Source organism: Streptomyces sp. WAC06614 (assembly GCF_003949795.1).
Taxonomy (GTDB): Bacteria; Actinomycetota; Actinomycetes; order Streptomycetales; family Streptomycetaceae; genus Streptomyces.
This window is the reverse complement of the sequence record NZ_RPRY01000190.1, coordinates 1-13694: the sequence shown is the minus strand read 5'-3', so window position 1 is coordinate 13694 and position 13694 is coordinate 1. Positions and strand designations below refer to the sequence as shown.

Genomic DNA, 13694 nt, shown 5'->3' with positions numbered 1-13694 from the left:
CCGTCGGCCCCCGGCTCCGGCCGCACCGCCCCGGCCGCTCCGCCCGTCCCGGCCGCTCCGTCCGCCCCGTCCGCTCCGCCCGTCCCGGCCGCTCCGTCCGCCCCGTCCGCCCCGTCCGCCGCGGGCAGCGGCGTGGGCTCCGCCTCCTCCGGCGCCGGCGCGCCGGCGTGCCGCTCCCGCTCGGCCGGCCGTCCGTTCCACCGGCCGCGCAGCGCGATCAGCACCGCCATGGCGATGGCGAGCAGCAGCAGCGACACCGAGGTGGCCGCCTCCGGCCGGTCCTGCAGCAGCAGGTAGACCTGGAGCGGCAGGGTCTGGGTGGTGCCGGGCAGGTTCCCGGCGAAGGTGATGGTGGCGCCGAACTCGCCGAGCGCCCGCGCCCAGGTCAGCGCCGCCCCCGCGACCAGCCCGGGCGCGACCATCGGCAGCGTCACCGTGACGAACACCCGCAGGGGCGAGGCCCCGAGCGACGCGGCCGTCTCCTCGTAGCTCTGCCGCAGCCCGCCCAGCGCGCCCTCCAGGCTGATCACCAGGAACGGCATCGCCACGAACGTCGCCGCGACCACCGCACCCGAGGTGTGGAACGGCAGGGTGATCCCGAACGTCTCGTCCAGCCACGGCCCGAGCAGCCCGCGCCGGCCGAAGCCCAGCAGTAGGGCGACACCGCCCACGGTCGGCGGCAGCACCATCGGCAGCAGCACGAGCGACCGCACCAGGGCCTTGCCCGGGAACTCCACCCGGGCCAGCAGCCAGGCCAGCGGGACCCCCAGCAGCAGCGAGAGCCCCAGGGCCCAGAACGACACCACCAGCGACAGCCGCAGCGCCTCGACCACCCCCGGCGTGGTCAGATGGCTGCCGAGTTCCGACCAGTCCGTCCGGACCAGAATGCCGATCAGCGGCATCAGCAGGAACGCGACGGCGAGCAGCGCGGGCAGCGCCAGGGCCACGGGCGTACGGGAACGGGGTCTGCTCATGTCGGCTCGGGTTCCTGGTCGTGCGGGGACGGATGCGGGGAGAGGGACTGCCCGTCCCCCCGGACCGGGCAGCCCCTCTCCCCCTGGACAGGCGGCTACGGCTGCTGGAAGCCCGCCTCCTGGAGGATCTTCTGCGCCTCCGGGGTGCTCAGCCAGGCCACGAACGCGGCGGCGGCCTCGGCGTTCTTGGACGCCTTCAGCGAGGCGGCCGGGTAGGAGGCGACGGCATTCTGGTCGTCCGGGATCTCCACCGTCTCGACCTTGTCCTTGGACTTGGCGGAGTCGGTCCTGTAGACCAGCCCCGCGTCGGCCTCACCGAGCTCGACCTTGGAGAGCACGGCGCGGACGTTCGGCTCCTGGGAGACCGGCTTCACCGTGACGCCCTGCTTGTCCAGGATCTCCTTGCTGTAGCGGCCCACCGGCACCTCGGGCGCCGCCAGGACCACCTTCAGCTTGGTGTCGGCCAGGTCCTTCAGCCCGCCGATCTTGTGCGGGTTGCCCTTCACGGTGGCGATGACCAGGCGGTTCTTCGCGATGATCTTCGAGTCGCCGGTCTCGCCCTTCAGACCGTCCATGGTCCTGGTGTCGGCCGTGACCAGCGCGTCGGCCGGGGCGCCCTGCTTGACCTGGGCGGCGAGCTCCTGCGAACCGGCGAAGGAGAAGGTGATCCGGGTGCCCGGGTGCGCCTTCTCGTAGGCGGCGCCCGCGGTCCTGAAGACGTCGGTGAGCGAGGAGGCGGCCAGCACGGTCAGTTTCGCCGGCTTGGCCTCACCGGCGGCCGGGCCGGCCGCGGACGGGGTCGCGGAGGCGGTGGACTCCTTGCCGGAGTCGCCGCTGCCGCAGGCGGTCAGGCCGGCGAGCAGCGCGGAGGCCAGGGCGGCGGCCGCGACGCGGCGGCGGGTCACGAGGACGGACACGGACATGGTGGTGCTCCTAGGGTCAGGCTGATGACCCGCGCCGGTGACGGCGGAGCGGGTGGGCGTCAGATGCGGTGGTACGGCCGTACGCGGGTGCGGTCGGGGGCGGCAACGGACGGTCGCAGCGGTGGCCGGTCGTGCCGGTGGCCGGTGGCCGGTGGCTGGTCGGCGCCGCGCCCGCGCCCAGGTCTCAGGTGCGGTCGATGTGCACGTTGGTGGACTTCACACGGGCGGTGGCCTGCATGCCGACCTCCAGTCCGAGCTCCTCGACGGCCTCGCGGGTCAGCAGCGAGACCAGCCGGTGCGGGCCGGCCTGGATCTCGACCTGGGCGGCCACGTCGCCGAGCTTCACGGCGGTGACGATCCCGGGGAACGCGTTGCGCGCCGAGGTGTACGGCTCCTCCTCCTCGGCGTAGGCCCCTTGGCCCACCTCCACCGAGAACGCGGCCAGGTCGCGGCCGTCGATGAGCCGTCGGCCGCTGTCGTCGCGATGGGTGGCGACCCGGCCGGCGTCGGCCCAGCGGCGTACGGTGTCCGGGCTGACGCCCAGCAGACGCGCCGCCTGGCCGATGGTGTACTCCTGCATGCGCGCCACGGTAGGGGGCATCGAGACGCATCTGCAAGTTGTTCGGCCTGAAATACATGGCAGAAGCCACCATGCTGTCGTATCCGCCGAAGTCCGTCCCCTAGAGTCGGGGGCATGGCTGATCACGCAAGCGCACGGGTGGACGCCTGGATCTGGTCCGTCCGGCTCACCAAGACCCGCTCGATCGCGGCCACGGCCTGCCGCGCCGGCCATGTGAAGGTCAACGGCGAACGGGCCAAACCGGCCCAGCCCGTGCGGGTGGGCGACGAGATCCGGCTCTTCCACGCCGGCCGCGAACGGATCGTGGTGGTCCAGCAGGCGCTCACCAAGCGGGTGGGTGCCCCGGCCGCCGCGGAGGCCTACCTCGACAAGAGCCCGCCGCCCCCGACGCCGGTCGAGGCGGCCGCGGTGGGCCTGCGCGACCGCGGCGCAGGCCGCCCCACCAAGCGCGAACGCCGCGAACTGAACCACCTCCGCGGCCGCTGACCCCGCCGCGCCGGGCCGGCCCACCCGGCCCGGCGCCGGCGCGCCCTTCGCGCGCCCCGCACCTCATACCTTCCGGTACGCGTACGCCTCCTGGGCCGCCGCCTCGACCGCGTCCAGGTCGGCGCCGGCCGCGGCCGTCACCACCGCGGCCACCGCGCCCTCCACGAACGGGGCGTCCACCAGGCGGGAACCGGCGGGCAGTTCCTCGTCCTCCAACAGGGTCTTCACCGTCAGTACCGAGCTGCCCAGGTCCGTCAGCAGGGCCACGCCCTCGCCGCCGTCCACCTCCCGTGCCGCCGCCAGCACCAGCTCGGAGCTGGTGCCCAGCTCCCCGGTGGCGGTGCCGCCCGCCGCCGCCACCGGTACCGTCGCGCCGGAGCCGGCCAGGTCCTGGGCCAGCCGGGCCACCGACCGTGCGACCTCGGCGCTGTGGGAGACCAGCACCACGCCCACGGGGCTCATGCGTCCCCCTCGGCCGCGTCCGCGAGCGCCCCGAGCAGCAGGGCCGAGGACGTGGCCCCCGGGTCCTGGTGCCCGATGCTGCGCTCGCCCAGGTAACTGGCCCTGCCCTTGCGGGCCTGCATCGGTACGGTGGCCAGCGCGCCGTGCTCGGCCGCGTCGGCGGCGGCCCGGTACGAGGTGGCGAGCGCCGCCACGCCGGGTCCCAGGGCGTCCAGCATCGTCTTGTCCCCGGGCGCCGCCCCACCGAGCTGGGCCACCGCGTCCACCCCGGTCCGCAGGGCCGCCCGGAGCTGCTCGTCGGAGACCTCGGTGGAGTCGCCCAGCTCCTTGCCGGCGCGCCGCAGCAGCGTCCCGTACAGAGGCCCGGACGCGCCGCCGACCGTCGAGATCAGGGTCCGCCCGGCCACCTGGAGCAGCGCGCCCGGACTCGTCGGCGGATCGGACGTCAGGGCCGACTCGACGGCCGTGAAGCCGCGCAGCAGGTTGCTGCCGTGGTCGGCGTCGCCGATGGGGGAGTCGAGCTCCGTCAGCCGGGCCGCCTCCCGTTCCACCGCGGCGGCCGTCGCCGCCATCCAGCGCCGGAAGAACTGCGTGTCACGCACCTGGTCTCCTCACGCCTCGCACCGGCCCCGCCGGGCTCGCCGGGGCCTGGACGCCACCATAAGGTCAGCGGCCCCAGCGCAGCGCGGCCGTCTGCACGGGCGCGTCCCACAGCCGCAGCAGTTCCTCGTCGGCCCGGCACAGCGTGACGGAACAGCCGGCCATGTCCAGCGAGGTCACGTAGTTCCCGACCAGCGCCCGGGCCACGGTCACGCCCCGGTCGGCCAGCACCCGGGCCACCTCGCCGTGGAAGCCGTACAGCTCCAGCAGCGGGGTCGCGCCCATCCCGTTGACCAGCAGCAGCACCGGGCCGTCCACCGGGCCGATGTCGGCCAGCTCCTCCAGTACGGGCCCCAGCGAGACCTCGGCGATCTCCCGGGCCGGCATCATGGGGCGGCGCTCGCGGCCCGGCTCGCCGTGGATGCCGATGCCGAGCTCCAGCTCCCCGTCGGGCAGGTCGAACGTCGGGCTGCCCTTGGCCGGGGTGGTGCAGGCGCTCAGTGCCACGCCGAAGCTGCGGGAGGACTCGTTGACGCGCCGGGCGAGGGCCGCGACCTGGTCCAGCGGCCGGCCCTCCTCGGCCGCCGCCCCGGCGATCTTCTCGACGAACAGCGTGGCGCCCGTACCGCGCCGGCCGGCCGTGTACAGGCTGTCGGTGACCGCGACGTCGTCGTTGACCAGCACCTGCTCGACCTGGATGCCGTCCTCGCCGGCGAGTTCGGCGGCCATCTCGAAGTTCATGACGTCGCCGGTGTAGTTCTTGACGACGAACAGCACGCCCGCGCCGCCGTCGACCGCGGCCGCCGCCCGGGACATCTGGTCGGGCACGGGCGAGGTGAACACCTCGCCGGGGCAGGCCCCCGACAGCATGCCGGGTCCCACGAACCCGGCGTGCAGCGGCTCGTGCCCCGAACCGCCGCCCGACACCAGGCCGACGCGGCCGCTGCCGCGGGCGTCGCGGCGGGTGACGACCCGCCCTTCCACGTCCACGTCCAGCTCAGGGTGCGCGGCGGCCAGACCCCGCAGCGCGTCGGCGACCACGGTCTCGGGACTGTTGATGAGCATCTTCATGATCACTCCTCGAACGGTGGGCGGTGCGGCCGCACTCAACATAGAGGCCGCGACCGCCCCACCACCCGAGGACACGGATCCGCCGGTGCCGGCGTCAGGCGACGGCCACCGCGACCGCGTCGGGCCCGTCGGCCGCCGCTGCCCCGTCGGCCTCCTCCTCCATGGTGTCCTCCGGAACGCTGACCAGCCAGCGCGACTCCGGGTGCGGGCGCAGGTACAGCGCCCAGTAGAGGGTGGCCACGGCGGTGATCCCGCCCGCCCACAGCAGGTACTGCGTCTCCTGCTGGGTCAGGATGTACGTCAGGACGGCGATCAGTACCACCGGGACGGCCGGCCACAGCGGCATCCGCCAGGCGGGGGCGGTGCGGTGGGCGCCGCGCCGGCTGAACAGCGCGGCCACGGCCACCAGCAGGTACATGCCCGTCACCGAGACGCCGGTGACGCCGTAGAGCGTGTCGAGGTTGACGAAGCACAGCGCCGCGCCGGGCACGCCGACCACCAGCGTGGCCACCCACGGGGAGCCGAACCGCCCCAGCCGGGACAGCGCGCGGTTGACCGGGGCGGGCCAGGCCTTGTCGCGGGCGGAGGCGAACAGCACGCGGGAGTTCTGGATCACCATGACGATGCCGGCGTTGATGATGGCGAGGGCGACGCAGAGGCTGACGAAGGTGCCGACGGCCGAGTTGGACCAGGCGGTGACCATGCCGCCGAGGTCGCCGTCGGCCAGGGCCTGGAGGTCGGGGGCGCCGACGGTGATGGCGATGACCGGGACCAGGATGACGGCGGTGGAGATGGCCAGGGTGGCGAGCACGGTCCGGGCGACGTTGCGCCGCGGGTTCTCCAGCTCCTCCGACAGGTAGACGGCGGTGGAGAAGCCCTGGGTGATGAACAGGGCGATCGCCAGGCCCGAGACCACCATCATGGCGGTGACCGGGGAGGTGCTCCCGCCCTCGGCGGCGGCGGTGCCGTGCACCAGGGCGTCGGCCCCGCGCTCGCCGTGGGCGAAGCCGAGGACGGCGACCAGCGCCGCGGCGACCACTTCGAGGACCAGGAAGATGCCGGTGATCCAGGCGTTGGCGCGCAGGTCGAGCAGACCGGCCAGGGTGGCCAGCAGCATCACGGCGCCGCCGGCGACGGGTGCCGGGATGTGCACGACCGGGGCGAGGTAGTCGGCCGTGCCCATGGCGATCACCGGGGGCACGATCATCACCACGAGCAGCGACAGGACGAACACCAGCCAGCCGGTGAGCCGGCCCGCGAGGGTGGAGACCATGGCGTACTCGCCGCCGGCGCTGGGGATCAGGGTGCCCAGCTCGGAGTAGCAGAACGCGACGCCGACGCAGAGCAGCGAGCCGATGGCGATGGTCAGGGCGGTCCAGGTGCCGAGGTCGGCGAACAGGTCCGGGACGACGACGAAGAGCGTCGAGGCGGGGGTCACGCACGACAGCGTGAGCAGGGTCCCCCCGACGACTCCGATGGAACGCTTGAGCTTCTGCGGGACGGGGCCGGTGTTCGGGGAGAGGGCCTGCGGGGCGCTGGGGAAGTCTGACATCGGTGCGTGGTTCCGATCGGCTGGTGCGGTGACTGAGCGGGGAGCGGTATCGCCTCCGAGGCGTGGCGGTCAGGGGTGGTTCGTGTCGCTCCCGGGCCGACATGGAAAGCCCCACGGGATCCGCAGGTCAATAGCCGATCCCCTGCGGAATTCGTTGCTCCGACGCGCTGATCTTGCCGCGGACAGTGTTAAGAAACCGTCAACGCAGCATGAACGGGAGCTACGGGAACCGCAGCCGCGGCCCTGAGAATTTCCTTACGGTTTGCCGACGGCGGGCCTCAGGAGCCGTCCTGCCCCGGGCCGAGGTACCGGACGAACCAGTCCCGGGCGAGCTCCGCGACCGCCTCCAGGGCCCCGGGCTCCTCGAACAGGTGGCCCGCCCCGGGCACCACCGCCAGCTCGTGCGGACAGCGCAGCAGGGACGCCGCCCGCCGGTTGAGGTCGAGCACGAGGGGATCGGCGCCGCCCACGACCAGCAGCGTGGGAGCGCGTACGTCGCCCAGCCGGTCCCCGGCCAGATCGGGCCGGCCGCCCCGCGAGACCACCGCGGCGGCCGGGGACCCCGGCTCCGCGGCGGCCGACAGGGCCGCGGCGGCCCCCGTACTGGCGCCGAAGAACCCCAGGGGGACGGCCGTACGGGTGCGCAGCCAGGCGGTGGCCCCGGACAGCCGCCGGGCCAGCAGCGGGATGTCGAAGGTGTGTTCCCGGGCGGCCGTCTCCGCCTTCGCCTCCGCCTCGGTCAGCAGGTCGAACAGCAGGGTGCCGAGCCCGGCCGCGTCGAGGGCGTCGGCCACCTGGCGGTTGCGGGGGCTGGTGCGGCTGCTGCCGCTGCCGTGGGCGAAGACGACGACGCCCGGGGCCCCGGCGGGCACGGTCAGCAGGCCGGGCAGCACGACCCCGTCCGAAGCCACCTCGACGGTCGCCCCCGGGACGCCCGCCGCCTCGATGCCCTGCGCCTCGGCGCCCGCTGTCCCGGCGCGCCCGGTGCCGGTGCGGCGGGCGTCGGCCTGTGCGAGGAGGGCCGCGACCTCTTCGTCGGAGGTCTGGTCGAAGTCGTCGTACCACTGCCCGACGGCGGCGAAGTCGGCCGGCGCCGACAGGCACAGCACCGCGTCCGCCACGTGCCGCAGCCGTTCCACGGCCTGCGGCGCGGCCACCGGGACCGCCAGCACCACCCGGGCGGCGCCCTGGGCGCGCGCCACCTCGCAGGCCGCGGCGGCGGTGGCGCCGGTGGCGATGCCGTCGTCGACGATCACCACCGTCCGGCCGGCCAGCGGCACCCGGTCCCGGCCCGTCCGGTACCGGGCCAGCCGCCGGTCGAGTTCGGCGCGCTCGCGCCGCTCCACCTCGGTGCACTCCCGGGAGCCGAGGCCCGCGGCGCGGACGGTGTCCTCGTCGATCACCAGCGCACCGCCCTCACCGAGCGCGCCGAAGGCGACTTCGGGACGGTAGGGGACGCCCAGCTTGCGGACCACGATCACGTCGAGGGGTGCCGGTGGCCGCCGAGGTCGCCCGGACGCTCGGCGCGGCCGAGACCGGGGAAGCCGACCTCCACGGTGACCTTCCAGCGGCCCGCGGGCAGCGCCTCGGTGGTGGTCCAGCCGGCCGGGGAGGCGGTGTCCTTGACCAGCGGCCACGGGCCGGTGGTGCGCGCGCCGTCCTCGCTGACCGCGTTCACGGTGGCGGCCACCTTCGTGTCGACGGCGTCGCCGTCGTTCTCCCAGGTGACGTCGGTGGTGACCCGGCCCTCGCGGTGGCCGGTCACGACCACCTTGAGCGTGTCCCCGTGGGCCTGCGCGACGGCGGGCAGGCCGAGGGTGAGGGCGAACGACAGGGCGGCCGCGGCCGCGGTGGTGATCCGTCTGTGCATGGTGCTGCTCCGGAGGGGTGAGGGGGGAGCGTGGACGAGCGGGCAGGCGGGCCGCCCCGTGACGGCCCGCCTGCCGGTGGGAGGGGGGCACCTGGTGGTCACACAGCACCAGGTGCCCGGGGAAGGTCCCGGCCGGGTCAGCCGACCTTCTGGACGGTCCAGACCTGGGCCGGACGGCCGTCCGCCTGCTGGAGGTCGAGCAGCTGGGTGCCGTAGTACGGGCGGTTGCTCACCGTCAGGGCGAAGGCCCCGCTGCGCTCGGTCACGGTGACCGACCCGCCGCGCGCCGTCAGCTTCCAGGCCTGCGCCTGGGAACCGGTGTCGCAGGGCTGCTGGGCGATCCACATGCCGGCCGTGGGCGTGCCGCCGGGCTGGAGGCACTTGCCCGAGGAGACGGACCGGATCCGCACGAGGCCGCCGCCGGCGTCGTCGAAGTACCACTGCTGGTGCGCGACCCCGGTGCCGCGCGAGCCGACCAGGACCGCGCCGTCGGCGGACCGGCCGCCCCAGAGTTCGGCGTTCAGGCCGGAGGTGCCGTTGCCGAGCTGGTAGCGGGTGTTCGGCGTGGTGGTGGTGTCGCCGGCGCCGGTGGTGCGGAAGGCCGTGGCCTTGCCGGGGCCGCTGTCGCGGCCGGCGGTGTCACGGACGGAGACCGCCACGTTGTACGAGGTGCCCGGCTGGAGGTTGTAGATCCGCAGGACGGTGCCCTGCACCCAGGTCAGGTGCTTGCCGTTGAACATCACCTGGTACCAGGCCGCGTTCGGCACCTGCGGCCAGCTGACGACCACCGAGTCGGCGCGGATCTGGCCGACGGTCACGTTCGGACCGGCGCCCGGCTTGACCGTCGGGCTCGGCGTCGGGGTGGGCTTGGGGCTCGGGTTCGGGCCCGGGCCCGGGTCGGTGCCGCCCCCGCCGCCGGACTTCATCAGGAACTGGTTGTCCGCGATGTTCCAGTGCGTGGCCAGGTAGCTGCCCGGCTTGGGGCTGGTGTGGAAGTAGTCGTCGTGGTTGCAGTCGAGGATGTTCTCGGACGCCTTGTTGGTGCAGACGTTGCGCATCTGCGGGTAGTACGGGGTGTCCGAGTAGCACATGACGTCCCACTCGTCGGTGCAGTGCGCGCCGCGGCTGGTGTTGGGCGCGCTGTTGTTGACCGCGCCCAGGTTGTGCCCGAGCTCGTGGGCCGCCGTGTGGCCGCCCCAGCAGCCGGTGTCGGTGCGGCCGTAGGAGGGGCCGAAGTTGCTGAGGTTGTTCTGGCCGGGCCGCTCGTCCCCGTTGAAGGTGCCGATGCCGCAGTAGACCTGCGCGTCGGCGAAGATCATGTACTTGCGGTCCTTGCGGTTGAACCCCTTGGCCGCGAGCGCCTGGTTGGTGGCATTGAACTCGCCCAGCGCGGAGGAGGGGAGTTCCACGCTCTGCACGGTCGGGGTGCAGTCCGCGTTGGTCACGTAGCGGATGTGGCGCACACCGCCGGTCTCCTGGGCGCTGTTCGCGTAGATGAGGTCGGCGTCGGCCGCCCATTTGCGGAAGGACGCGACGTACTCGGAGTAGCGGTCCTGGCCGGGCGGGTGGACGTAGACGACCTGCACGCGGTTGCCGGTGCTGCCGTCGCCGTCGCACTGGACGGTCTGGCCGGCGGGTCCGGCTGCGGCGGTCTTCTGCTGCCCGGAGGGGGCGGCGGGCGGTGCGGCGGCGCTGCCGCTCGGCTTGGCCTGGGCGTCGACGGCGGGCGTGGCCTGAGAACGTCCGCCGGACTGCTCGGGGGCCGGGTCCTCGGCCGCGGGCTTCGCCGGGTCGGCGGCCTCGGCGACCGCCTTGACCGCGGGCTGGGTGTCCTTCTTGATGTCGACGCCGCTCGGCGGGGCGTCGGGCCCGTGGGTGCACAGGCCGGTCTCGGTGCTGTAGACGCCGGCGCAGCGGTCGCCCTTGGGGGCGGCCTTCAGGCCGTCGTAGATCATGCCGCGGGGCGGGTCGTTGGACGGCACGGAGCTCAGCGGTTCCGGGTCGTTGTCCCGGGCGGGCGCGGCGGCCGGCTCGGCCTCCACCGCCGGTCCGGCGAGCTCCACGGTGTTCGGGGGAGCGCCGTCACGGCCGGCCTCGTACGCCACGCCGCCGGCTATCGCGGCAGCGATGGCCATGGCGGCGGTCATGCCTATGAACCGGCGCCTGGGCGGTCGCTGACGCTCTTTCAGTCTTCGATGCCTGGACATGCACACCTCATTTCCTTGGTCAGGAGAGTGGGTGCGCGGAAGCCTGCCAGACGAGATCGCCGGAGAATTCGGACAAACGGGTTCCGCTCCCGAGAATCCGTTCCGTTACCTTGTGGTTCAATTTGACGAACACTCAACTTGCTTGCAGTTAAAGGGAGTTACGCGCGTTGCGCAGAAATGGTCCAGGCCTTCTTAAGGATGTCGTTATCAAATCGAGATATGCGGGAAAGTGTTGTTGACGGGAATTCAGTACAACTTTCACCCGTCCATCACGTCGTGAATTGCGCCCGTCACGAGCGGTGAGGGTTCATCAGTTTGAACACGGGCCGTCAGGGATGAGGGCGGGGCCGGCTCCGCTACCCGGCCCCCCGCGGCCCTCGCAGCGCCAGATGGACCGACCAGACCACCGACACCAGCGGCACCGCCACGATCGCTCCGACCACCCCGGCGGCGATGGCCCCCGCGATCACCGATACCGCCACCACCACCGGGTGCAGCCGCACCGCCCAGCTCATCACCAGCGGGTGCAGCACATGCCCCTCGATCTGCCCGATGACCACGATCAGCGCGACCACCAGGGCCGCCACCAGCGGCCCCTTCGCCGCCAGCGCCACCACCGCCGCCACCGCCAGCGCGATGGGCGAACCGATCAGCGGCACGAACGCCGCCACGAACTCCAGCAGCGCCAGCGGCACCGCCAGCGGCACCCCCAGGAAGTACAGCGCCAGGCCCACCAGGATCGCGTTCGTCCCGGCCACCAGCACGATGCCGTGGGTGTACCCGGTGAACGTCCGCCACGCCGCCCGGCCGCCCACCCGCCAGCGCTCGCGCGCCGTCACCGGCAGCTGCGCGCAGAACCACGCCCAGTGCCGGTCGCCCGAGTGGATGAAGAACACCGAGCAGAACACCGCGAGCACCAGCACGGTCAGCACCTTGACCACCTGGCCCACCCCGCTGACCGCCGTACTGAGCAGCATCGAGCGATGGCTGCCCAGATATGCGCCGATCCGGCTCTGCAGGTCCGTCAGCACCCCCGGGTCCAGCCGGAACGGCGGACGCTCCAGCCAGGTCTCGATACTGCCCAGCCCCTCCCGGAACTCCCGCACCAGCCGTTCGCTCTCCCCGGCCACCGCCTCTCCGACCAGCGCCAGCACCCCCAGCCCCAGCACGAAGCTCCCGATCAGCGTCATGCCCACCGCGAGTCCGCGCGGCAGCCGGCGCGCCAGCAGATCGGCCACCGGCCGCAGCAGCGCGGTGGCCACCAGCCCGAGGAACAGCGCGATCCCGATCTCGTGGAACCGGCCCAGCACCACGAAGATCCCGTACACGGCCACGCCGACGGCGATCAGGCGCCACGCGTACGCGGCCGCCCTGCGCAGCACGGGTGACACCTGGGGCTCCATGCCCATCGACGTACCACCCCCGGCCGCCCGGCCCACGCCCGCGGGCCCACATTCGCCCGACCGGGGTCCGCCGCCCGCGCACCGCGCGCCGCCTGCCGCGCCCGGACCGCGCCCCCGGCGAGGATCGGGGCATGGGCGTCGTGCTGCCGGTCCTCTTCGCGCTCCTGGCCGCGGTCAGCAACGCGCTGGCCACCGTGCTCCAGCGGCGCGCCGCCCTCACCGTCCCGCAGGACCGCGGCTTCCGCCCCGGGCTCGTCCTGGACCTGCTGCGCCGGCCGGTCTGGCTCGCCGGGATCCTCGCCGTGATCGTCGCCGGGGCCGGCCAGGCCGCGGCCCTGGCCACCGGCCCGCTCGCCCTCGTCCAGCCGCTGTTCGTCCTGGAACTCCCCCTGGCCCTGCTGATCGCCTCGCTCCTGACCCGGCGGCGGCTGCCCGGCAGCCTCTGGCTGGCCGTGGCCGGCGTGGTGACCGGGCTCGGTGTGGCGCTCGCCGCCGCCTCGCCCACCGGCAACCGCACGCACGTGGCGCTGGACCGGTGGCTCCCGGCCCTGATCGCCTGCGCCGCCGCCGTGCTCCTCCTGACCGCCGCCGGACTGCGCCGCCCGCCCGGCCGGGCCCGCGCGGGCTGCCTGGGGGCCGCCACCGCCGTCTGCTACGCCCTGACCGCGGCCCTGATGAAGACCTCCCTGCACCTCCTCGACGTCGGCGGCATCACCGGGTTCCTGACCGGCTGGCAGACGTACGCCTTCGCCGCGAGCGGGATCTGCGCCCTGCTGCTGCTCGAACACGCCATGCAGGGCGGGCCGCTGGTCGCCTCGCAGCCCGCGCTCACCCTCGGCGACGCGACCGTGAGCCTGCTCCTCGGCGTGCTGCTCTACGAGGAACACCTCCGGTCGGGCTGGTGGCTGGTGCCCCAGCTCCTCGGGGTCGCCCTGATCGTCACCGGGGTGTTCGCCCTGGCACGCAACGGGCGCAGCGGGCACACAGCCGCCGGATGACGCCGGCCGGCCGGCCCGTGCCGGGCGGCCCCAGCGGGGGCTGGGTCCGTTCGAACAGGGCCAGCGCCAGCACCAGCAGCACGGCCGGCGCCAGCAGCAGGTTCACCGGCCAGCCCGCCCGCACCAGCAGGGCCCCGGCCGCCCCGCCCAGGAACATCGCCACCACGGCGGCGGCCCGCCGCTGCCAGGTCGCCCCGCCCCGGTCGAACGAGGCGTCGCGGCCGAGCACCGCACCCAGGTAGCCGGTCAGGCTCCGCGTCGACAAGGTGGTCGGCACGCCGGGCAGCCCCACCCGCATGGCCGTGACGTTCCGGATGCCCATCACGAAGGCCAGGACGGCGATCACCGCCAGATGGCGGTGGGTCGGCGAGCCGTAGTGGGGTGCCAGCCCCCAGCCGACCACGGCGGCACAGGCCAGCACCCCGGCCTCCACGAACAGCCCCAGCACGAACCACCGCCGGCCCCGCGCCTGGGCCCGCGCCTCCAGCCGGGCACCGGCCACCGCCCCCACGGCGAACGCGCCCAGCGAGATCGCCGGGGCCAGCGTCGGCAGGCTGCCCGCCCGGCC

Annotated in this window: 13 protein-coding genes; 2 read left to right on the top strand and 11 right to left on the bottom strand. The window is 74.0% G+C overall.

Annotated features, from left to right (window positions below; genetic code table 11):
- From EF918_RS23185 to EF918_RS23175, 3 genes are all read right to left on the bottom strand, one after another.
- Nucleotides 1-974, bottom strand: a 974-nt coding sequence (locus tag EF918_RS23185; RefSeq protein ID WP_260610542.1) for an ABC transporter permease, incomplete at its 3' end; no start/stop codon positions are given.
- Nucleotides 975-1069: 95 nt separating this feature from the next.
- Nucleotides 1070-1897, bottom strand: coding sequence for a molybdate ABC transporter substrate-binding protein (gene modA / locus EF918_RS23180; RefSeq protein WP_125650021.1), 828 nt, complete (start codon nucleotides 1895-1897; stop codon nucleotides 1070-1072).
- A gap of 184 nt (nucleotides 1898-2081) precedes the next feature.
- Nucleotides 2082-2477, bottom strand: coding sequence for a molybdopterin-binding protein (locus tag EF918_RS23175; protein WP_125650019.1), 396 nt, complete (start codon nucleotides 2475-2477; stop codon nucleotides 2082-2084).
- A 114-nt stretch (nucleotides 2478-2591) separates the two neighbouring features.
- Between EF918_RS23175 and EF918_RS23170 the strand changes: the two genes are divergently transcribed.
- Nucleotides 2592-2963, top strand: coding sequence for an RNA-binding S4 domain-containing protein (locus EF918_RS23170; RefSeq protein WP_125650016.1), 372 nt, complete (start codon nucleotides 2592-2594; stop codon nucleotides 2961-2963).
- A 63-nt stretch (nucleotides 2964-3026) separates the two neighbouring features.
- Here EF918_RS23170 and EF918_RS23165 read toward each other — a convergent pair whose 3' ends face one another.
- The 7 genes from EF918_RS23165 to EF918_RS23135 all read right to left on the bottom strand — a co-directional run bounded on the left by EF918_RS23165 (nucleotide 3027) and on the right by EF918_RS23135 (nucleotide 12128).
- The gene (locus EF918_RS23165) at nucleotides 3027-3425 is read right to left on the bottom strand and encodes a PTS-dependent dihydroxyacetone kinase phosphotransferase subunit DhaM (protein WP_125650014.1); all 399 of its coding nucleotides are present in this window, start codon (nucleotides 3423-3425) and stop codon (nucleotides 3027-3029) included.
- The gene (gene dhaL, locus EF918_RS23160; protein WP_125650013.1) at nucleotides 3422-4027 is read right to left on the bottom strand and encodes a dihydroxyacetone kinase subunit DhaL; all 606 of its coding nucleotides are present in this window, start codon (nucleotides 4025-4027) and stop codon (nucleotides 3422-3424) included. The genes EF918_RS23165 and dhaL overlap by 4 nt, the downstream gene beginning before the upstream one ends.
- A gap of 64 nt (nucleotides 4028-4091) precedes the next feature.
- A complete protein-coding gene (gene dhaK / locus EF918_RS23155) occupies nucleotides 4092-5096 on the bottom strand; it encodes a dihydroxyacetone kinase subunit DhaK (RefSeq protein ID WP_125650011.1) in 1005 nt (334 codons plus the stop codon).
- Between the two features lie 94 nt (nucleotides 5097-5190).
- Nucleotides 5191-6648, bottom strand: a complete 1458-nt coding sequence (locus EF918_RS23150; RefSeq protein ID WP_260610539.1) for an APC family permease — start codon at nucleotides 6646-6648, stop codon at nucleotides 5191-5193.
- A 278-nt stretch (nucleotides 6649-6926) separates the two neighbouring features.
- Nucleotides 6927-8285 (bottom strand): alpha/beta family hydrolase, encoded by a 1359-nt coding sequence (locus EF918_RS23145; RefSeq protein ID WP_260610538.1) that lies wholly within the window; start codon nucleotides 8283-8285, stop codon nucleotides 6927-6929.
- Between the two features lie 370 nt (nucleotides 8286-8655).
- Nucleotides 8656-10653, bottom strand: coding sequence for an RICIN domain-containing protein (locus EF918_RS23140; protein ID WP_260610537.1), 1998 nt, complete (start codon nucleotides 10651-10653; stop codon nucleotides 8656-8658).
- 428 nt (nucleotides 10654-11081) lie between these two features.
- The gene (locus tag EF918_RS23135) at nucleotides 11082-12128 is read right to left on the bottom strand and encodes an AI-2E family transporter (protein WP_260610536.1); all 1047 of its coding nucleotides are present in this window, start codon (nucleotides 12126-12128) and stop codon (nucleotides 11082-11084) included.
- A 131-nt stretch (nucleotides 12129-12259) separates the two neighbouring features.
- Between EF918_RS23135 and EF918_RS23130 the strand changes: the two genes are divergently transcribed.
- Nucleotides 12260-13126 (top strand): DMT family transporter, encoded by an 867-nt coding sequence (locus EF918_RS23130; protein ID WP_125650007.1) that lies wholly within the window; start codon nucleotides 12260-12262, stop codon nucleotides 13124-13126.
- On the opposite strand, the gene EF918_RS23125 is transcribed toward EF918_RS23130, so the two are convergent.
- Nucleotides 13068-13694, bottom strand: a 627-nt coding sequence (locus EF918_RS23125; protein ID WP_148141256.1) for a YoaK family protein, incomplete at its 5' end; no start/stop codon positions are given. The two genes, EF918_RS23130 and EF918_RS23125, sit on opposite strands and share 59 nt — an antisense overlap.

What these genes read in the sequence shown, in the direction of transcription:
- dhaK (WP_125650011.1), bottom strand. Translation starts at nt 5,096, where the DNA reads ATGAAGATGCTCATCAACAGTCCCGAGACCGTGGTCGCCGACGCGCTG.
- EF918_RS23165 (WP_125650014.1), bottom strand. Translation starts at nt 3,425, where the DNA reads ATGAGCCCCGTGGGCGTGGTGCTGGTCTCCCACAGCGCCGAGGTCGCA.
- EF918_RS23140 (WP_260610537.1), bottom strand. Translation starts at nt 10,653, where the DNA reads ATGGCCATCGCTGCCGCGATAGCCGGCGGCGTGGCGTACGAGGCCGGC.
- EF918_RS23175 (WP_125650019.1), bottom strand. Translation starts at nt 2,477, where the DNA reads ATGCAGGAGTACACCATCGGCCAGGCGGCGCGTCTGCTGGGCGTCAGC.
- EF918_RS23170 (WP_125650016.1), top strand. Translation starts at nt 2,592, where the DNA reads ATGGCTGATCACGCAAGCGCACGGGTGGACGCCTGGATCTGGTCCGTC.
- modA (WP_125650021.1), bottom strand. Translation starts at nt 1,897, where the DNA reads ATGTCCGTGTCCGTCCTCGTGACCCGCCGCCGCGTCGCGGCCGCCGCC.
- EF918_RS23130 (WP_125650007.1), top strand. Translation starts at nt 12,260, where the DNA reads ATGGGCGTCGTGCTGCCGGTCCTCTTCGCGCTCCTGGCCGCGGTCAGC.
- EF918_RS23150 (WP_260610539.1), bottom strand. Translation starts at nt 6,648, where the DNA reads ATGTCAGACTTCCCCAGCGCCCCGCAGGCCCTCTCCCCGAACACCGGC.
- EF918_RS23135 (WP_260610536.1), bottom strand. Translation starts at nt 12,128, where the DNA reads ATGGAGCCCCAGGTGTCACCCGTGCTGCGCAGGGCGGCCGCGTACGCG.